Below are 20,031 nucleotides of genomic sequence, written 5' to 3' on the forward strand. Positions count from 1 at the left end.
TCGCGTACATGACCTCTTCTCTCATCGAAGTTCGCCCGTGGGGCGACGCGCATCTCTATACGTTGCGCAATGCGTGCGGCATGCGCGTCGATATCAGCGATCTCGGCGCGACGCTCGTGTCATGGTTCGCGCCGGATCGCGAAGGCCGTTTCGCCGATGTGCTGCTCGGCCACGACACACCCGAACAATATCGAAGCGGCAAAGCGTTCATGGGCGCGATCATCGGGCGCTGGGCCAATCGCATCCGCGATGCGCGCTTCGTGCTCGATGGCGTCGCGCATCAGGTCGAGCGCAACGAAGGCGCGAATCATCTGCATGGCGGCGCGGAGGGTTTTCATCGGCAGATGTGGCGGGCGCAAACGACAGATGGCGCACTCGTCATGAGGCTCGATTCGCCTGCGGGCGCGGCGGGTTTTCCGGGCAATCTGAGCGTGAGCGTGCGCTATGCACTCGCTGACGACGGCACGTTATCCATCGACTACGAAGCGCGCACCGACGCGCCAACGCCCGTCAACCTGACGAATCATGCGTACTTCAACCTGAGCGGCGAAGCGACCATTCGCGCACATGAAATATCGATCGCGGCGGATACGTATTGGGCGATCGATGAAACATCGATTCCCGTCGCGCGCGAAAACGTGAAGGACAGCGTGTTCGATTTGCGCGCGCCCGCATCGATCGGAGCGCGGCTCGACGCCCCGCATGCGCAATTCGCCATCGCGGGCGGCTTCGATCATTGCTATGCCTTCGACGACCACGCCAGCGAACCCCGCCGCGTCGCCGTGCTGTTCGATCCATCGAGCAGACGCGAACTGAGCGTCGCAACCGATGCACGCGGCCTGCAGTTCTACTCGGGGAATTATCTGGAAGGCGTGCCCGCGCGCGATGGCTCGCACTATCGCAAGCAGGCGGGGCTGTGTCTCGAAGCGGGCGGCTTTCCGAACGAGATCAACATGGACGGCGAGCGCGCCGTCCTGCGTCCCGGCGACGTGTATCGTCAGCGCACGCGCTATACGCTGCGCGTGCGCTGACGCGCGATCAGAAGATGTTGCGCAAGCCGATCGAAACGCCGGTCTGATTCGAGCGGCCCGGCAATTCGACATCGGCCGCGCCCGTCACCTTGTTGAAGTCGACGGTGCCGTAGACTTCGGTGCGCTTCGACAGCGCATATTCCGCAAGCGCGACGCCCGTGTAGCGATTGCCGCTGCCCGTCGCGCCGCCGCCGATGGCCGCGTTCTTCATGTGATCGTAATAGAACGCGCCGGTGAGCAAGAGCGCGGGCGTGACCTGATACGTGATGCCCGCGAAAGGACCATCGTCGCGGCGGCCCGAGCCCTTCTGGATATCCGTTCCCGCAACGAGGCCGCGCTGCTGCAGGATGCTGTCGACGAAGCCGGTATCGTCCGTCGAATGCAGATAGCCCGCATACAGCTTCGCCGCGCCGAGCGTATAGACCAGGTTCGCGTTCCAGATCTTCTGCTTGTTCGACGAGTTGTCGCTGTTCTGCTGATAGCCGCCGCCGATGGACAGCGGGCCCATCGCATACGACGCCGTGAAGCCATACATGTTGCCCGCGCCCAAGTGACCCGGCACTTGACCCGAAAAGCCGCCCGCCCCCGTCGACGTATAGTTCGTGCCGAACGAGTACATCGCGCCGATGGTCAGGCCCGCGAACGTGCCGTTGTACTTCACGGCGTTATCCGCATACAGGCCCGCGCCGAGTGCAACCGGCAGCCATGCGTTCTCGAAGTAATTGCCGACGGTGAGCGGATCGTACGTATCGCCGAGCATGTCGAAGAGCGGCGTCTTCTGGCGGCCGAGCGTCAGCGTGCCGTAGCGACTCGCGAGTCCGACGTAGGCCGCGCGGTTGAACGCGCGCGAAGGGTCGGAGAACTGGCCGTTCTCCAGTTCCACGCCGCTTTCCAATCGGAAAATCGCCTGCAGGCCGCCGCCGAGATCTTCGGTGCCCTTCAGGCCCCAACGGCTATTGGTGATCGCGCCGTTGGTCATGTACAGCTTGCCGTCGTTATTGGCGTTGGCATTCGTCAGATAGCGCACGCTCACGTCGGCGACGCCATAGAGCGTGACCGAGCTTTGCGCGAATGCGGACTGACAGACGAGCGCGATGACCGATGCGCCGATGCCTGCAACGGCGCGCGATGCGATTGTTTTCATGATGTGTTGGACGCGTCTAAGTATTGGCGATTATTTTTATGGGTTTCCATGCGTCGCCTTTCGCTTCACTGTCCGAGTGAACAAGGCGTTTTACGCATGAATGCACGCGGTTTTAACACATCAAATTTCGCAACGCGTGGTTCGGTGCAATACGTGTCGTGTTTTACGCAACAGCGTCGAGTGTTTAGCAACGACGAATGCGTTTAACATTCCCGGTTCACACTCTCGCCTGCACCGGCTCCGAAGGCACCGCTTCGAGAAATCCCCGCCCCATCTCCTTCTCGAATCGCGCCGGGCTGCCTTCCCATACGATGCGCGCATGTTCGAGCACATAGACGCGATCCGCATGCGGCAGCGCGAACGTCACGTTCTGTTCGCCCAGGAGCACGGTGATCGGCGTGGTCTTCTGCATCAGCTCCATCGCTTTCGACAGTTGCTCCAGAATCACCGGCGCAAGCCCGAGCGTCGGTTCATCGAGGATGAGGAGCTTCGGCTGCATCATCAGCGCACGCGCGATCGCGAGCATCTGCTGCTCGCCGCCGGATAGCGTGCGCGCGGTCTGCGTCTGACGCGATTCGAGAATCGGAAAGAGCTCGAAAAGCCACTTGAGCTGATCGGCGCGCATCTTGTCGGAGAGATGGTAGCCGCCGAGATCGAGATTCTCGCGCACGCTCATATCGCCGAAGAGCTCGCGCGTTTCCGGACATTGCACGATGCCCGCGCGCGCAATCGCCGCGCCCGTCATGCCCTTCAGATCCTGCGCGCCGTATCGAATGATTCCTTCGTAAGGCACGAGTCCCGAGATCGCATTGAATAGCGTCGTCTTGCCCGCGCCGTTCAATCCGACGACCGATACGAACTCGCCCTCGCGCACATGCATGCTCACGCTGTCGAGCGCGCGTGCCTTGCCGTAGAGCACGCCGACGTTCTCGACCTGAAGTATCAACGGCCTGTTGTTCGCGACTTCCGCGCCTCGCTCGCGCGCCTCGATCTTGCCGCCGAGATACACGCGCCGCACGGTCTCGTTCTTCATCACTTCATCGGCGGTGCCCTCGGCGACGTACTCGCCGAGATACATCGCAAGCACGCGATCCGCGAGCGCCGCGAGGCTCTTCACGTTGTGATCGACGAGCAGCACCGCGCGCCCTTCCGCGCGAAAGCCGCGAATCAGTTCGGAGAACGCTTCGGATTCGGCGGCAGTCAGACCCGCGAAAGGCTCGTCGACGAGCACGACGCGCGGATCACGCGCGATCGCTTTCGCCATCTCCATGCGGCGCAGATCGGCGAAGGGCAGCGTCGCCGGATGACGATGCATGACCTTGCTCAAGCCCACGCGCTCCGCAATCTCGCGCGCGCGGCGGTTCACGTGCGGATCGGCGGCGAGCTTCAAGAGCGAATCCGGCAACAGCGCGAGCTTGATATGTTCGAGCACCGTCTGTCGATGCAGCGGCCGCGAATGCTGAAACACGATGCCGACGCCTGCGCGCGCAATGCGATGCGGCAGCCAGCCGGCCATCTCGACGCCATCGACCTTGATCGATCCGGCATTCGGACGCTCGATGCCCATGATGAGCTTCATCACCGTCGACTTGCCCGAGCCGTTCGGACCGATCAGCCCGAGTATCTCGCCGGGCCGTATATCGAAGCCGATGTCCTTCACCGCGACGAGACCGCCGAAGCGTTTCGTCAAACCGCGCACGGACAGCAAAGGGGAATCAGTCATTCGCGCTCCCTCACGCGCAGGATGTTGCCGAGCAATCCATCGGGAAAGAACAGGATGACCGCGAGCGCGACGGCCGCCACCACGAACGTATTGATCTGCCCGAGCGGACGCAGGAATTCGCCCGCGACGATGAGAAAGATGGACCCGAGCACCGCGCCGAGAATCGTGCGCCGGCCGCCGAGCACGGCCGCGATGATGATCTGCACGCCGATGCCGATATCGACCACCGTGCTCACCGATGCCGTGCCTTGATAGAACACGAGCATCGCGCCCGCGACGCCTGAAAACACCGCGCTGATGCAGAACGCCGCGAGCTTGTGCTTCACGACGTTGAAGCCGAGCGCCTGTGCGCCGACGGTGTCCTGACCGCTCGCCTGCAGAATGAGACCGATCGCCGAGCGCGACAGCCCGAACAGGATGATCGCGCAGACGATCAGGAACGCGAGCGCGATCCAGTAGTTGTTGCTTGCATCGACGGACATGACATCGGGCACCATCATGCCGATCTCGCCGCCCGTGATCCCCGCGAAGATCACGATCGCGTTCTGCAACAACAGCACGGCAACGAGCGTGACGAGGCCGAAGTAAGGTCCGCGCAGGCGTAACGCGGGCACCGCGAGCAGCAGGCCGCCCACGAGCGCGACGAGACCGCCCGCGATCACGCAGATGGGTATCGGCGCGGCGGCGTGCGCGTTGAGTATCGCCGCAGAGTACGCGCCCAGGCCGATCAGGAATGTCGGACCGAAGTTGACTTCACCCGCGAAGCCGAAGAGCAGATCCCATGACATCGCGAAAACGCCGAAGTAATACGCGACGGTGAGCACGCCGAGGATATAGCCCGTGAGCCACCACGGCAGCGTCGCCGCGACGATCGCGAGCAGGACCGCCGACCAGATCAGGCGCGAACCAACGATGTCTTTCATGATCAGCGCCGTCCGAGAAAGCCTTGCGGCCGGACATAGACCACGAGCACGAGCAGCAGCAGCGCGGGCAGCGGCCGCAGCGTCGGCGAGATGAGATACGCGGTGACGGTCTCAAGATAGCCGACCACATACGCGGCCATCAACGAACCCGAGACGCTGCCGAGACCGCCCAGCACGACGATGGAAAACGCGCTCGCGGTCAGTTGCCCCGTGTTGTTCGTGCTCACGCCGAGGAACGATGCAAGCAGCACGCCCGCGATGCCCGCGAGCACGCCGTATATCGTCCAGGCGAGCAGATAGATGCGCGAGAGCTCGAAGCCGAGCAGCGTCAGGCCGCGCGGATTCATCGATGCCGCGAGCAGCGCCTTGCCCGCCTTCGTGCGGTTCACGAAGAGCCACAGCAAGCCGATCACGACCCAGCACACCACCGCGATCATGATCTCGTTGTACGGCACGCGCACGCCCGCGATGCTCGCGACGCCGGGAATGAGCGGACGCATCGTGATGGGGTTATCGGAGAAGAGATAAGCCATGCCCTGCTGGATCATGATGCCCCAGAGCAGCGTGCCCGTGAGCACGAAGATCTCTTTCTCTTCACGCGGGATCGCGGTGGAACGCTGAATGGGCCGCACCACCATGAAATACGTGATGAAGGCGGCGACCATTCCGCAGATCACGCCGAGCGGCGTGCCGAGATACGTGCCCAATCCCGCTTCGCCGGCGAGCGCCCAGCCGAGCAGCGCGGCGATCAGCATCACGCCGCCGTGCGCGAGATTGAGCACGCCGGATACGCCGAAGATCAACGTGAAGCCTATCGCGCCGAGCGCATAGAGCGAACTGATCGCGAAGCCGTCGATGAGAATCTGCAGTGGCAACATAGGCGACCCCTGTTAACGTGGGATCGGTTCCCGCGACATGCGAGAACCGCTGAACGCATTCGCGAGAATGCGCTCAGTTCGAAGCCGCCTGCACCTTCACGAAAGCGGGGAACTTGACCTTCGCGTTCGCCACCGATTTCGGCCAGATCGCCACTTGCTTGCCGTTCTGCCACTGCAGATTGATGCCGGTGATATAGCCTTCACCGTACTTCAGCGCGTGCGTGAACTGATCGTTCTTGCCGTAGAACTGCCAGCGTCCGATCGTGCCGACATAATCGGTCTTCTCGAGCGCATCGACCATTTTGTCGGGATCGGTCGAGCCCTTGTTGCGATGAATCGCATCCGCGATGATGTACACGAGGTCATAGCTCGTGAAGCCGTCATACGCAGGCGATACGCCGTTGAAGTGCTTCTGATACGCGGCGACGAAGGGCACCGTCTTCGGCGTCATCGCGACGCCGGGCGCTGCAGCCGATGCGGTGATCACGCCTTCCGTCGCGCCGTTGGTGTCCTTCCAGAAGCTCGTCGTCGTGGCTTGCGAGCTTTGGCCCGACATGGGAATCGGCACTTGCTGATCGTGCCATTGCACGGTGGGCTGCACGCCCACGTGACTGATGCCCGTGGTGATCGTGTCCGGATGCTTCGCTTCGATCTGATTGAAGATCGGCGTGAAGTCGGACGTGTCCGGATTGAAGCGGATATGGTCCAGCACCGTCAGGCCCGCTTTCGGCAGGCATTCGAGGTAGCGTTCGTCGAGCGGCTTCGTCCACGCGGCGTCTTCGCTCATCACGACGGTCGTCTTCATCTTGAGCTCGCCGACGAGCACGTCATGCGAGAAATCGCAGATGGATTGCGCAATAAACGCCGATGTCATCCAGCCGTGAAACGTGTACTTGTAGTGATCGTAGTCGTCGTGCACGCGCTTCGAGATTTCGTTGCTCGCCGCGCCCGGCGTGATGAACGGCATCTTCAGGCGCGCGGACCACGGCTCCATCGCGAGCGCGACTTCACTGATATAGCTGCCGATGATCGCGACCACTTTGTCCTGACTCGCCGCGCGTTGAAACGCGCGCACCCCGTCCGACGCCGACGAATGGTCGTCATACGCGATGATCTGGATTTGCCTGCCGTCGACGCCGCCCTTCGCGTTGATCTCTTCTGCCGCGAGCTGCGCGGCCTTGCTGATGGAAGCGCCCGCCACCGCGGACTCTTCGCTGATGACGCCGATCTTGATCGGCTCGCCTGCTGCATGTGCCGTGGCCGAGAGGCCAAGCCCCGCCATCACCGCACCCGTTGCGATGACGGTGTTCATTCCCCGCCACGATTTGCCCTTTGACATCATCAGTCTCCCCTTGCTTTGTAGTGAATCGTGGAGTGACGCAAGCCAAGCACATGCAGCAATTAAGGATTTGCCGACAAACAGTAGCACTCGCGTTTCCGCCGCTGAATCGGTAATAACGCGATAAAAGACGATCATGCGAAAACGTCATGAATAAAGCGATATTCTTTCGATTAGCTTTCGACATCCGATTATTCTCGTACTCCTTACTATTTCAACGACCATAAAAAAGACCCAGGAATTTCGCTTCCTGGGTCTCGTCATTCATCGTCACTGCGGCTACTGCCATTTCGCTTTCTTATGGCGATTGCGGCCGATGACGTCCCACAGCTTTTTGGCCTGCTTCTGGGCCGACTTCCCGCTTTCTTCGTGGTGCTCCGCCTCACCGGCATGAGTGACGGTGCCGCCCCGCCTCGCGTGCCTGAACAATTCAGCGAATCTCATTGCAACCTCCTTTCGCAGCGAACGCGCCGCGAAATTTCAGTCTACTCCGGCTGCAGGATGGCGCTCATTCGCGTTGCGACGGTATCCGCCATTGCACGTTCAGCAGATGGTCGCGCATGCACGCGGCCGCCGTTGCGCCGTCGCGCTCGATCATCGCCTTCACGACGTCCTGATGCTGCTCCGCGAAATGCCGCCGCGTGTCCTGATCAGCGGTTTTTTCGCGCGCGTTCGGCTTCATGCGCATGCCGTTGACCACTTCCATCAGCGCGATGATCGCAGGGTTGCGCGTGGCCTGCGCGATGAGCAGATGAAAGCGATGATCCCACTGCTGCCACTCGTCGTCGTCTTTCGCCGTGGCGTTGCGCCTCGCGCATTTCTCCAGTTCCGCGAGATCGTCGGGGCTCGCCTTGCGCGTCGCCAGTTCGACGAACGCCGGTTCGAGCACCAGCCGCATCTCCGCGATATCGGCCGGGCTGGACCCCGCGCGCAGACTGCGCAGCGAAGCCGAGAACTTGAGCGGTCGCGCGCCCAGATACGTGCCGCGTCCGACGCCGCGCCACACGCGCCCTGCCGCTTCCATCGACGCCAGCGCGGCGCGCAGATCGCGCCGGCTCACGCCGAGTGCTTCGGCGAGGCTGCGTTCCGATGGCAACGCGTCGCCATCTTTCAGGTTGTGCTGTGAGACGTAGTCGAGCAGCTTGTCGAGCGCGGGCTTTTCCATGAGCGGGATTCTGAACCAATGAGTATTGGTTCAATGTAACAGAAAGCCGGCGGGACGGCGACGCATTGATTTCCTTTTTATGATGACGTACGCTGCATAAATATTTTGTATTTCACATTGGAACCAATAAATATTGGTTCACCCAACGGACGACAGCGATGAGCTTCACGACACGACCCGAACTGATCGGCACCTTCGGCATGGTGGCATCGACGCACTGGCTTGCGAGCGCGTCCGCGATGGCGGTGCTCGAAAAAGGCGGCAATGCGTTCGACGCGGCGGCGGCGGCCGGTTTCGTTTTGCAGATCGTCGAGCCGCATCTGAACGGGCCGGGCGGCGAGTTGCCAGCCGTGTTCTACAGCGCGAAGGAAGACCGCGTGCGTGTGCTGTGCGGCCAGGGCGTGACGCCTGCCGCCATGACGATCGCACGCATGAAGGAACTGGGCCTCACCGTGATGCCCGGCACCGGCCTGTTGCCTGCGGTCGTGCCCGGCGCGTTCGGCGGCTGGATGGCGATGTTGCGCGACTACGGGCAGTTGCCGCTGGAAGACGTGCTGAGCTACGCCATCGGCTATGCGGAACACGGTTATCCGGTGCTGCCGCGCATGGCGTCGTCGATTCTGGCGATTCAGGATTTCTTCAAGCGCGAATGGCGCACTTCCGCCGAGCAATGGCTGCGCGACGGCGAGGCGCCGCGTCCCAATCATCTCTTCGCGAATCCGGCCATCGCAGAGACGTACAAGCGCATTCTGCGCGAGGCGAAAACCCGCGCCGATCGCGCGGAGCAGTGCGAACGCGCGCGCATCGCGTTCTATCGCGGCTTCGTTGCCGATGCGATCGATCAATACTTCCGCTCGACCGATGTGCTGGATACATCGGGCCAGCGTAATCGCGGCCTGCTCGATGCAGCGGATCTCGCGCGCTGGGAGCCGACTTACGAAGACGCTGTCTCGTACGAGTACGAAGGCTTCATGGTCCACAAAACGGGACCGTGGGGACAAGGCCCGATGTTCCTGCAACAACTCGCGTTGCTGAAAGGTTTCGATCTCGCGAGCATGGACCCGCTGGGCCCGGACTTCGTGCACACGGTCATCGAATGTTCAAAGCTCGCATTCGCCGACCGCGATGTCTTCTATGGCGACCCGAATTTCTCCGACGTGCCGATGGACACGCTGCTCAGCGACGCCTACAACGACGCGCGCCGCCAGCAGATCGATCCGCATCGCGCATCGTTCGAATTCCGTCCGGGCAATCTGCTCGACAGCGAAGCGCGCGCCGCGAAGATTCTTGCCAATGCGGGCCGCCAGCAGCCGGGCGGCTTCGGCCAGGGCGAACCGACCTTCGCGCCGTTGCCGGAGTTGCGCGGCGACACGGTGCATCTCGATGTCGTCGACCGCTGGGGCAACATGGTGTCGGCGACGCCGTCCGGCGGCTGGCTGCAGGCATCGCCCGCAGTGCCGGGGCTGGGCTTCAACGTGACCACGCGCGGCCAGATGTTCTGGATGGAAGAAGGCCTGCCCTCGTCGCTCGGGCCGGGACGCCGCCCGCGTACCACGCTTTCGCCGACGCTCGTCACGCGCGACGGCAAGCCGTATGCCGCGCTCGGCACGCCGGGCGGCGATCAGCAGGATCAATGGTCGCTGCAACTGCTGCTGCGCCACGTGCACTTCGGCATGAACCTGCAAGCCGCCGTCGATGCGCCATCGTTTCAGACCGCGCATTTCCCCGGCTCGTTTTATCCGCGCGACATTCAACTCGGGAAGATGTCGGCAGAGGGCAACTTTCCGCAAGCGACGCTCGATGCACTGCGCGCGCGCGGCCACGAACTCACGGTCGCCGAATCGTGGTCGCTCGGACGCGTGTGCGCCGTGGGCATCCGCAACGGCCTGATGCGCGGCGCCGCTACGCCGCGCCAGATGCAGGCTTACGCGATCGGGCGCTGACACCGAATCCACCGGAGAACATCGATCATGTCCGCTGTCGCCGCCCGTCTCGAACGGCTGCCGCTATCCGGCTTTCATCGCAAACTGCTCATCATCGGCGGATGCGGCTATCTGTTCGACGGCCTCGATTCGTCGTCGCTCGCGTTCCTGCTTCCGGTCGTCAGCAAGCTGTGGGGCCTGACGAGCGCGCAGACCGGGCTCGTCGCGAGCAGCACGTATATCGGCTATTTCTTCGGTGCGTTTTTGTCGGGCGTGCTCGCGGACATCATCGGCCGCCGACGCATCATGATGAGCGCGCTCGCGATCTATTGCGTCGCCTCGCTTGCGAGCGCCACCGCGCAGGACTGGCACACGTTCTTCGCGCTGCGTATCGTCGCGGGCTTCGGCTCGGGCGCGGAAACCGTCGTGATCGCGCCGTTTCTCGCGGAGTTCGTGCCGAGACGCTATCGCGGCATGTTCTGCGGCGCGCTCGTCGGCTTCATGTCATTCGGCTATCTGAGCTCATCGATTCTCGGCTATACCGTCGTGCGCAATTTTCCGGACGGCTGGCGCTATCTCGCGGTCATTACCTCGCTGCCCGTCGTGATGCTGCTGTGGTGGCGCCGCACGCTGCCCGAATCGCCGCGCTGGATGGAAAGCCAGGGCCGCGTCGCCGAAGCCGGCAGCGTCGTCGACGACATCGAGGCGTGGTATGTCCGACGCGGCATCGAGCTTGCGCCGCTGTCGAGCGTGGGCGCGATTCCCTCTGCGGCGAAGAGCAGCGGCAGCGCGTGGCACAACGTCAAGACGCTGTGGGGCAAGCGGCTCGCGGGCACCACGGCGGTGAGCTGGCTGATGTGGTTCGCCGTGGCGTTCGCGTACTACTCGTTCTTCTCGTGGATTCCGAGCCTGCTCGTCAAGGAAGGGCTCACGATCACGAAGAGCTTCGGTTTCTCCATCGCCATCTACGGCGCGCAGATTCCGGGCTATTTCTCGGCGGCGTGGCTCAACGAGAAGATCGGCCGCAAGGGCGTGGTGGCGTCGTACATGACGCTCGGCGGCATCGCAGCGATCATGCTGTCGCTCTCGCATACCGGCGTGCAGATCATGGCGGCGGGCATCTGCCTGTCGTTCTTCATGAACGGCGCGTTCGCGGGCGTCTATGCGTACACGCCGGAAATTTTCCCGACCTCCGTGCGTACCACGGGCACCGGCTCGTCTTCATCGTTCGGGCGCATCGGGTCGGTGAGCGCGCCGATTCTCGTCGGCATCGTGTATCCGATGTTCGGCTTCTTCGGCGTGTTCGCGATGACCACCGCCGTGCTGCTCGCGGGCGCGTGCGTCGTGTTCTTCCTCGGCATCGAGACGCGCAACCGCTCGCTCGAAGACATCGAAATCAACGGCGCGGTCGAAGGCGATGCACACGACCGTCTCGCTCCCACCAACCTGCGCGGCTAGAGAATTTCATCATCATGCGAGACACAGAGACGCGCTCACTGCAACTGACCGACCTGCAACGGCTCGCGCGCGCGATGCGCGAGCCATCTCAGCCAGCGACGCTGTTCGAAGCGGTAGCGGCTGTCGCGGCCGAGACCATCGGCTTCCGGCTTTTCACGATCATGGCGTACGACGCGCGCAATCACGAAGTGGAGCGCGTCTTCACCAACATGCCTGACGTCTATCCGACAGGCGGCCGCAAGAAGAAGCGCGGCACCGCGTGGGCGACGCAAATCCTCCAGGAATTGCGGCCGTTTCGCGGCGAGACCGCGCACGACATCCGCAACGCCTTCGACGATCACGTGACGATGGCGAACATGGGCCTGGGCTCGATCCTCAACATTCCGATCGCTTACGACGGCGAATGCATCGGCACGATGAATCTCACGCATGTCGAGCACTGGTACACGCGCGAGCACGAAGACGCGGGCGTACTGCTCGGCTCGTTTCTCGCGCCCGCGCTGGTTGCACGCATGCCGCTTTACGCCGATGCGGAGCCGCGTCCATGATCCGCGCATCTTCTCCCGAAACCGGGCGCTGGCTGATCGTTTTCGCGCTGGGCTATCTCGCGCTGCTCGTCGACGGCGCCGACGTCATGATGTACGGCCTCACCCTCACGCGCATCAAGAGCGAATTCGGGCTCACCAATGTCGAGGCGGGCGCGCTCGGCAGTCTGACGCTCGTCGGGATGGCGGTGGGCGGCATCCTCGGCGGCTGGGCGAGCGACGCGCTCGGACGCGTGCGCGTCGTCGTGTGGGCACTCGCGCTGTTCTCGCTCGGCGCAGGCCTGCTCGGGCTCACGCATACCTTCGCGCAGTTCGCGCTCGTGCGCTTCATCAGCTCGCTCGGTATCGGCTGCATGGTGCTCGTAAGCACGCTCGTCGCCGAATATGTACCGACGGAGCGGCGCTCGCTGATCCTCGGCATCTTGCAGACGGGCGTATCGGCGGGCTATATCGTCGTGATCTCGCTCGCCAACTGGATCTTGCCGCACTACGGCTGGCGCATGCTCTTCTATGTGGCGACGATTCCCGTCGTGCTGGCGCTGGCAATTCACTGGTTCGTGCCCGAGCCGCCCGGCTGGCGTGCGAGCGCGGCGCTGCGGCAAGGCGCGCCGCGTGTGCGCCGCAGATGGCGCGAGAATCGCTATTATTTGATCTTCTCGGATCGCGAGGCGCGCAAGATGTTCATCCTGTGGGCGCTGGCGTCCGTGTTCGCGCTGTCGGGCTTCTACGGGCTGAACAACTGGCTGCCGACCTATCTGGAGAAAGAGCTGCACGTGCGCTTCGGCTCGATGGCGGGCTACATGATCGGCACATACGTCGTCGCGTTCGTGGGCAAGATCGTCGCGGGCTGGGTCGGCGATTTGTGGAGCCGGCGCGGCGTGTACGTGCTCGGCTGCATCGGCGCGGCCTTGTTTCTGCCGGTCATCGTCTTCCTTCACACGCGCGAGAACATCGTCTGGCTGATGCTGTTCTTCGGCTTTCTCTATGGCGTGCCGCTTGGGACGATGGGCGCGTTCATGTCCGAGAGCTTCGCCACGCGCATTCGCGGCACGGCCGTCGGCGGTTCGTATAACGTGGGGCGCTTCTGCTCGGGCGCCGCGCCTGTCGCGATCGGGTTCATCGCCACGCAGTTCTCGTTCGGTGTGAGCTTTCTGCTGGTCGGCGCGGTGTTCTTCCTGAGCGGCATCTTCGCGTTCTTCATTCCGGACCGCCTTTATGACACCAGTGCGCAGGAGCCGAAAGCGCTCGGCCCGTCGACGCCCGCATGCGATGCGGATGCCGTCGTGGCCAAAGTGCTCAATCCGCGTTGATGAGCGATCTGTCCGAATCGTTACAATGGCGCGGACCATCGAATCCGAGACATGCTGACTTCTTATTTCTGGAGCGGCGACGCCATCCGCAGTCGACGCGTAAGCGACATCGTTCTATCAGCCACGCTCGACGTGCCTGCGCCCTCTGCGCGGGTGCTCGCCGATTGGCAAAGGGAGACATCGACGCGGCTCGATCTGGAACCCGGCGATGTCGAAGCAATGCCTTTGGCGCGGACGCAAATGCGCTGGCCGGACTACAGGCGCTGCGTGCAGGCCATGTCCGACTGGACCTCCGCGCTCGGACTTCCCGGCGTGCTTGCCGCGAGTGACGTCGCGCTCATGGCCTGTCGCGGCGCGCGGTACCACCATGACGGTGCGCAATATGGCGGCGCGGCTTTCTGCAATCTCTTTCTGAGCGAAGACAAAGGTCTGGACCTGCATTTCCCCTCGACGGGCCATCGCATTCCACTGACTCGCGGAACGGCCGTGATATTCGATACGGGCCAGCCTCATGGCGTCATTCAGCGCCGCAGCGGCAATTTCAGTGTCGCCGACTTCGCGCCGGATCAGGATTGCGTGCAGATATTCCTCACGTGGGAGCTGCCCATCGAAGACGCCCATGTTGCGCGGGTACTCGACGTGAAATTCGACGTCGCCCCTTCGACGTCGCTGCAACCGGATGAAGAGCAAGTCTGGTTGAACGGCTCGCCCGCCGCCGTGTGTCCGGAATCCGGTCGCTGGCAGTCGGACACTCATTGACGGGAGCAATCCCGCGAACACTTACCCTGCGGCCTTGCGCAAGGGCGCGGCGGGAACGACTGTCTCGATGAGGCCGGTCTTCACGTCATACACCAGTCCGGAAACGATCAGATCGTCCGGGAAAGCCTGGTTCGCCCGGAGCGCCGCAACGTCGATAGCCACTGCCTCATACGGGTTCGTGATTGCAAGGTCGGCGAGTGCGTCCGTTTCCACGCCTAGATGGTTCGCCAGCAAGGCCGGCGCATGCTTATGGCAGCCGATGATCCCGCAGTCCGTATGCTGAAGCAGAACGAGGTTGCGCGCGCCGTCAGGACGTCCGGCCGCCTTCGCGACCACGGCCAGTATCGCGAGCGTGTCGAGCAAGGGCTTGTTGATCCGGCCGCCGACATTGCGAATTACGGCCGCTTCGCCTTGCTTCAGGCCCAGCACGCTCGACGGGTCGACGCGAGGATCGACGCAGCCGACAACCACGGTTCCCGTCGACGGCATCATCTTGAGTTCGGGTGAAAACGCAGTGTTTGCGAATTCTGCGTTGCGTTCGAGCATGACATTGGTGAAGTTCATGGTGTTCAATCCCGGTTGATTCGATGCGACGGCATCGCACGATTCCGCACGAATTCAGGCGGAGACTTCCAGACTCACGGCCGGCACTTCTGCCGGCGCATGCAGCGAACGTTCGATGACATGTGTCTTCGGCGCGCGATCGATCACGAGCCCGAGCACATCGGGGCGGCTGTAATGACCGCGGGAGTCCATCATCCGTTTGCGCTTGTCGATCTGCCAGAAATCGAGATCCGCGATCACTTCGCCCTCTCCTTCACGCAGCGGCGCGCCGCCGATGAACTCGCCTTCCGGCGACACGATCGCGGTGAAACAGCCACTCGAGATCGGGCCGATCTGCGTGGTATTGGTATCGCGCAAAATCTGCTGTTGCTGCTCGGAGGTGAGCCACGCCGTCGCATTCACGACGAAGGCGCCGGCTTCGAGCGCGTGCTGGCGAATGTTCACGGAAATCTGTTCCGAGAAGCGATCGCCGGCAAACGAGCCGGGATACATCGCCGAGTGGATTTCCTCGCCGTCAGCCATCAGCGCGTAGCGTGCGAGCGGGTTGTAGTGCTCCCAGCAGGCGAGCTGGCCGACCCGGCCAACGGCCGTATCGACCGCGCGCAAACCTGAGCCATCGCCCATTCCCCAGACCATTCTCTCGTGATAGGTCGGCGAGAGTTTTCGACGGCGCTGCACCAGCGTGCCATCGGCATCGAAAAGCAATTGCGTGTTGTAGAGTGTGCGGCCGTCGCGTTCGTTGACGCCGATCGACACCACCATGCCGGCCTGACGCGCCGCTTCGCCGATTGCGCGGGTCGTGTCCGAGGGCACCGTCACGGCTTGTTCGAGGAGCTTGTAATGTTCGGCGCCCATCGCGAACGGTGCTTCGAGAAAAGAAAAATACGGGTAGTACGGCACGACAGTTTCGGGGAAGGTTGCGAACTGCACGCCCTGCTGACCGAGTTCCAGAATCTTGCGGACAACTTTTTCGACGGTGCCTTCCCGGCTATAAAGAACCGGCGAGATCTGAACGGCTGCGGCGCGAATGATTTTCGACATGTCGTCGTTCCCTGCGGTGTAAGAAGTGCTTGTACCTTAGCGCCGCATGCCACTAGCATGTATGTCGTTGTTGCCACCATTTATGCCATCGGTCGCTGGCGTGTTCGCGAATGAATCTTCGCTCGCCAGGCAGGAGCAGGTATGCATCAGATCGGCTTCATCGTGCCGCAAAGATTCCAGTTGATGAGCCTCGCGGCGCTTACGGCATTCGAGCTCGCAAACATGCCGCCGGGAGGCCCGCGCTACGAAATTCATCTGCTGTCGCCGCATGGCGGCCTGCTGGAATCTTCCAGCGGCATGACGCTGCAAACGAAGGCTTTCGGCGAACCCGCATTCGATACGGTCATCGTGGGTTCGATCACGGACGTCAAGATTCCCCCGTTCGACCCGGCGTTGATCGCGTTCGTGAAGGAGGCTGCGAAGGCATCGCGACGTGTGGCTTCCATCTGCAGCGGCGCATTCGTTCTTGCCGAAGCCGGACTTCTGGATGGCCGGCGCGCGACGATGCATTGGGTACATGCGTCCGAATTCCGGGCACGCTTTCCGCATGTCATCGCGGAGGAAGACCGCATCTACATCAACGACGGTCCGATATGGACATCGGCGGGAATGACGGCCGGTATCGATCTCGCCCTGGCCTTGCTCGACAACGACCTCGGCGCCGATGCGGCCAAGTTCGTCGCCAGGCTGCTCGTCATGAACCAGCGTCGGCTGGGCGGACAGAAGCAGCACTCGGCCTTGCTCGACATGACACCGAAGTCGGACCGGATCGAATCGGTACTCGGGCACATACGACGCAACCTGCGAAATCCGCTCACCATCGAGGAACTGGCGGACGTGGCCAACCTCAGCCCCCGTCAGTTCAGCCGCGCCTTTCTGGCGGAAACCGGTCAGTCTCCGGCGAAGGCCGTGGAACAGCTTCGACTGGAAGCAGCGAGATTCATGATCGAGCAAGGCCGGCACACGATCAACGTGGTCGCCCAGGAGACGGGCTTCGCGGACAGGGAGCGCATGCGCCGCGCGTTCGTCCGGACGTACGGCGTGCCTGCCGATGTGCTGCGCAGAAATGCCCGTCGGGAGACGGTTGCAGAGACCTGATCGCGACGTCCGCCCTGCCCGATGGCCGACGCGAACAGACAAAACACAGCTAAGATGAAGCCCTCGACAAACATGAGGGGCGACATCGAATGCTGACGATCTGGGGCAGAGCCAACTCGGTCAATGTGCAGAAAGTGCTGTGGTGCTGCGAGGAGCTTGGCCTCGCATACGAACGCATCGACGCGGGCCTGCAATTCGGGCGCAACACCGAACCCGACTATCTCGCGATGAACCCGATGGGCCGCGTGCCCACGCTGGTCGACGGCGATTTCGTGCTGTGGGAATCGAATGCGATCATCCGTTATCTCGCGATGCAGTACGGCTCCGACAGCACGCTCTACCCCGCCGCGCCGAAGGTTCGCGCGAGTGCCGACCGCTGGCTCGACTGGTCGCTTTCCACGCTGCAACCCGCCGAACGCCCTGTCTTCTGGGGCTATATCCGCACGAGCGCCGCCGAGCGCGATATGGCGCAACTCGCCGCCGCAGCGAGCGAAGTGGAGAAGCTTTGGCGCGTCATCGATGCGCATCTGCAAGGCCGCGACTATCTCGAAGGCGGCACGTTCACGCTCGCCGATCTCGTCATCGCCGCTTATGCGCGCCGCTGGTTCGGCATCGCCGAACTCGCGCGGCCCGCATTGCCCGAGCTCGAACGCTGGTATATCGGCATCACACAGCGCGTGGGATTTCAGCGCCATGTGTCGCCCGCATTGACCTGAACGGGGACGCACGCGATGACCATCGAACTGCATACCTGGAACACGCCCAACGGACGCAAGATCAGCGTCGCGCTGGAAGAAATGCAACTGCCCTACATCGTGAAGACGGTGAACATCACGAAGGGCGAGCAGCACGCGCCCGGCTTTCTGCGTATCAGCCCGAATAACCGCATTCCGGCGATCGTCGATCCGGACGGTCCCGACGGCAAGCCGATCAGCGTGTTCGAATCCGGCGCCATCCTGCTCTATCTTGGCGAGAAGACCGGCAAGTTCCTGCCCGCCAGTTTGCGCGACCGCGTGCCCGTGCTCGAATGGCTGATGTGGCAGATGGGCGGCTTCGGCCCGATGCCCGGACAGGTGCATCACTTTCGCGCGGTCGAGCCGGAAAGCGACCGGCGTTACGGACTCAAGCGTTACTCCGACGAAACGCGCCGCCTCTATCGCGTGCTCGACAAGCGTCTTGCCGAAGTGGAATACGTCGCGGGCGAGATGTCCGTCGCCGATTTCGCGATTCTCGGCTGGGCGTGGCGGCACGAACGTCATCAGGTTTCGCTCGACGACTATCCCAACGTCAAACGCTGGTATGAAGCGCTTTTCGCGCGTCCGGGCGTCAAGCGCGGCTTCGAGATCAAGCTCGACGATCTCGCCTGATCAGGGCAAACCATGAGACGGAACGTCAGGGTAACGTAAGTTGCGCGCGTGATAACGCTCTTCTAAGAAACATGAGCGACACTGACTCGATCTGACAGATCCGCGCCTGAGGAGATGACCATGAGCGCCAGCATGTACGACGAAGGCCTTCCCAAAACGACCGCCAACTTTGCGGCGCTGACGCCGCTCAATTTCATCGAGCGCGCGGCCTCGGTTTATCCGACGCGCACCGCCGTCGTGCATGGCGACGTGCGGCGCAACTGGGCCGAGACCTATGCGCGCACGCGGCGGCTTGCGTCCGCACTCGCCGCGCGTGGCATCGGCGTCGGCGATACCGTGGCCGCGATGCTGCCGAACACGCCGGAAATGGTCGAAGCGCACTTCGGCGTGCCGATGACGGGCGCCGTGCTCAACGCGCTCAACACGCGGCTCGACGCCAACACCCTCGCTTTCATGCTCACGCACGGCGAAGCGAAGGCGGTGCTCGTCGACCGTGAATTCTCGGACGTGATGCGCCGTGCGCTCGAAAACGTGCCGCAGAACGTGCTCGTCATCGACGTGGACGATCCGCAGTACACGGGCGCGGGCGAACGCATCGGCGAAATCGACTATGAAGCGCTGCTCGCGAGCGGCGATCCCGCATACGAATGGTCGCCGCCGTCGGACGAATGGAACGCGATCTGCCTGAACTACACGTCGGGCACGACGGGCAATCCGAAGGGCGTCGTGTATCACCATCGCGGCGCTTATACGAATGCGATCAGCAATATCCTCGAATGGGATATGCCGACGCACGCCGTGTATCTGTGGACGCTGCCGATGTTCCATTGCAACGGCTGGTGCTTTCCGTGGACCGTCGCGGCGCGCGCGGGCGTGAACGTGTGCCTGCGAAAGATCGAGGCAAAGACCGTCTTCGATCTGATCCGCAAGGAAGGCGTCACGCATTATTGCGGCGCGCCGATCGTGCAGAACCTGCTCGTCAATGCACCCGATGAAATGAAGGCCGGCATACAGCAGAAAGTTCATGCGATGGTCGCGGGCGCCGCGCCGCCCGCCACGATGATCGAAGGCATGGAGCGCATGGGCTTTCAACTGACGCACGTGTACGGACTGACCGAGGTGTATGGACCCGCCACCGTCTGCGCGCATCAGGAAGAATGGAGCGAGCTCGATGTTCACGAGCGCGCGCGCCTAAACGCACGGCAAGGCGTGCGCTATCACTTGCAGGATGCCGTGAGCGTGCGCGATCCGTCGACGATGGAATGTGTGCGATCCGATGGCGAGAGGATCGGCGAGATCATGTTCCGCGGCAACATCGCGATGAAGGGCTATCTGAAGAACGCAGCCGCCACCGAGGAAGCGTTTCGCGGCGGCTGGTTCCATACGGGCGATCTGGCCGTCGCCTATCCGGACGGTTACGTGCGCATCAAGGATCGCAGCAAGGACATCATCATCTCGGGCGGCGAGAACATATCGAGCATCGAAGTCGAAGACGTGTTGTACCGGCATCCCGCGGTGCTCGCGGTGGCCGTCGTCGCAAAACCCGATGCGCGCTGGGGCGAAACGCCTTGCGCTTTCGTCGAGCTGAAACCCGGGGCGCATGCGAGCGTCGAAGAACTGATCGCGCATTGCAAAGAACAGCTCGCAGGCTTCAAGGTGCCGCGCGCAATCGAGTTCTGCGAGTTGCCGAAGACATCGACGGGCAAGATCCAGAAGTTCGCGCTGCGCAAGATCGCGGGCTCGGTCGCGGCGATCGACGTCTGA

At 62.7% G+C, this 20,031-nt stretch carries 19 protein-coding genes; 10 read left to right on the plus strand and 9 right to left on the minus strand.

The genetic code is table 11. From position 1 onward, the window contains the following. Window positions 1–8 precede the first annotated feature (8 nt). Window positions 9–1,031: an aldose epimerase family protein gene (locus tag AWB74_RS05930; protein ID WP_061145920.1), complete on the plus strand. Its 1,023-nt coding sequence runs from the start codon at window positions 9–11 to the stop codon at window positions 1,029–1,031. Window positions 1,032–1,038: 7 nt separating this feature from the next. On the opposite strand, the gene AWB74_RS05935 is transcribed toward AWB74_RS05930, so the two are convergent. The 7 genes from AWB74_RS05935 to AWB74_RS05960 form a co-directional block, all read right to left on the minus strand. Then, on the minus strand, window positions 1,039–2,175 hold the full coding sequence (locus tag AWB74_RS05935; protein ID WP_061145829.1) for a porin: 1,137 nt from the start codon (window positions 2,173–2,175) through the stop codon (window positions 1,039–1,041). 217 nt (window positions 2,176–2,392) lie between these two features. Further along, complete coding sequence (locus AWB74_RS05940; protein ID WP_061145830.1) at window positions 2,393–3,898, minus strand: ATP-binding cassette domain-containing protein; 1,506 nt, start codon at window positions 3,896–3,898, stop codon at window positions 2,393–2,395. Next, window positions 3,895–4,821 (minus strand): branched-chain amino acid ABC transporter permease, encoded by a 927-nt coding sequence (locus AWB74_RS05945; protein ID WP_061145831.1) that lies wholly within the window; start codon window positions 4,819–4,821, stop codon window positions 3,895–3,897. Before AWB74_RS05945 ends, AWB74_RS05940 begins: the two co-directional genes overlap by 4 nt. 2 nt (window positions 4,822–4,823) lie before the next feature. Further along, on the minus strand, window positions 4,824–5,699 hold the full coding sequence (locus tag AWB74_RS05950) for a branched-chain amino acid ABC transporter permease (RefSeq protein WP_061145832.1): 876 nt from the start codon (window positions 5,697–5,699) through the stop codon (window positions 4,824–4,826). Window positions 5,700–5,772: 73 nt separating this feature from the next. Beyond that, window positions 5,773–7,038, minus strand: coding sequence for an ABC transporter substrate-binding protein (locus tag AWB74_RS05955; protein ID WP_061145921.1), 1,266 nt, complete (start codon window positions 7,036–7,038; stop codon window positions 5,773–5,775). A 279-nt stretch (window positions 7,039–7,317) separates the two neighbouring features. Continuing rightward, window positions 7,318–7,482, minus strand: coding sequence for a hypothetical protein (locus AWB74_RS46850; protein WP_200821928.1), 165 nt, complete (start codon window positions 7,480–7,482; stop codon window positions 7,318–7,320). A gap of 64 nt (window positions 7,483–7,546) precedes the next feature. After that, window positions 7,547–8,203, minus strand: a complete 657-nt coding sequence (locus tag AWB74_RS05960) for a FadR/GntR family transcriptional regulator (protein ID WP_061145833.1) — start codon at window positions 8,201–8,203, stop codon at window positions 7,547–7,549. A 158-nt stretch (window positions 8,204–8,361) separates the two neighbouring features. Here AWB74_RS05960 and AWB74_RS05965 point away from each other — a divergent pair, with 158 nt between their 5' ends. The 5 genes from AWB74_RS05965 to AWB74_RS05985 are packed head-to-tail and all read left to right on the plus strand — an operon-like array spanning window position 8,362 to window position 14,197. Beyond that, window positions 8,362–10,146: a gamma-glutamyltransferase family protein gene (locus AWB74_RS05965; protein ID WP_061145834.1), complete on the plus strand. Its 1,785-nt coding sequence runs from the start codon at window positions 8,362–8,364 to the stop codon at window positions 10,144–10,146. Between the two features lie 27 nt (window positions 10,147–10,173). Then, the gene (locus AWB74_RS05970) at window positions 10,174–11,583 is read left to right on the plus strand and encodes an MFS transporter (RefSeq protein WP_061145835.1); all 1,410 of its coding nucleotides are present in this window, start codon (window positions 10,174–10,176) and stop codon (window positions 11,581–11,583) included. Window positions 11,584–11,597: 14 nt separating this feature from the next. Next, window positions 11,598–12,131 carry a GAF domain-containing protein gene (locus tag AWB74_RS05975; protein WP_061145836.1) on the plus strand — a complete coding sequence of 178 codons (534 nt, stop codon included), beginning with the start codon at window positions 11,598–11,600 and terminating at the stop codon, window positions 12,129–12,131. Beyond that, complete coding sequence (locus AWB74_RS05980; protein ID WP_061145837.1) at window positions 12,128–13,438, plus strand: MFS transporter; 1,311 nt, start codon at window positions 12,128–12,130, stop codon at window positions 13,436–13,438. Before AWB74_RS05975 ends, AWB74_RS05980 begins: the two co-directional genes overlap by 4 nt. 51 nt (window positions 13,439–13,489) lie before the next feature. Next, entirely contained in the window at window positions 13,490–14,197 is a 708-nt protein-coding gene (locus AWB74_RS05985) for a hypothetical protein (RefSeq protein ID WP_061145838.1), read from the plus strand. A 21-nt stretch (window positions 14,198–14,218) separates the two neighbouring features. Here AWB74_RS05985 and AWB74_RS05990 read toward each other — a convergent pair whose 3' ends face one another. Both AWB74_RS05990 and AWB74_RS05995 read right to left on the minus strand, forming a co-directional pair. Further along, window positions 14,219–14,761: a carbonic anhydrase gene (locus AWB74_RS05990; RefSeq protein WP_061145839.1), complete on the minus strand. Its 543-nt coding sequence runs from the start codon at window positions 14,759–14,761 to the stop codon at window positions 14,219–14,221. A 54-nt stretch (window positions 14,762–14,815) separates the two neighbouring features. Next, window positions 14,816–15,802: a nitrilase-related carbon-nitrogen hydrolase gene (locus AWB74_RS05995; protein ID WP_061145840.1), complete on the minus strand. Its 987-nt coding sequence runs from the start codon at window positions 15,800–15,802 to the stop codon at window positions 14,816–14,818. A gap of 141 nt (window positions 15,803–15,943) precedes the next feature. Between AWB74_RS05995 and AWB74_RS06000 the strand changes: the two genes are divergently transcribed. The 4 genes from AWB74_RS06000 (at window position 15,944) to AWB74_RS06015 (ending at window position 20,031) form a co-directional block, all read left to right on the plus strand. Then, window positions 15,944–16,900, plus strand: coding sequence for a GlxA family transcriptional regulator (locus AWB74_RS06000; protein WP_061145841.1), 957 nt, complete (start codon window positions 15,944–15,946; stop codon window positions 16,898–16,900). Window positions 16,901–16,989: 89 nt separating this feature from the next. Further along, entirely contained in the window at window positions 16,990–17,616 is a 627-nt protein-coding gene (locus AWB74_RS06005; protein ID WP_061145842.1) for a glutathione S-transferase family protein, read from the plus strand. Window positions 17,617–17,631: 15 nt separating this feature from the next. Then, complete coding sequence (locus AWB74_RS06010) at window positions 17,632–18,267, plus strand: glutathione S-transferase family protein (protein WP_061145843.1); 636 nt, start codon at window positions 17,632–17,634, stop codon at window positions 18,265–18,267. Window positions 18,268–18,387: 120 nt separating this feature from the next. After that, window positions 18,388–20,031: an acyl-CoA synthetase gene (locus tag AWB74_RS06015; RefSeq protein WP_061145922.1), complete on the plus strand. Its 1,644-nt coding sequence runs from the start codon at window positions 18,388–18,390 to the stop codon at window positions 20,029–20,031.

The sequence above is a fragment of the Caballeronia arvi genome (assembly GCF_001544695.2).
Classification (GTDB): Bacteria; Pseudomonadota; Gammaproteobacteria; order Burkholderiales; family Burkholderiaceae; genus Caballeronia; species Caballeronia arvi.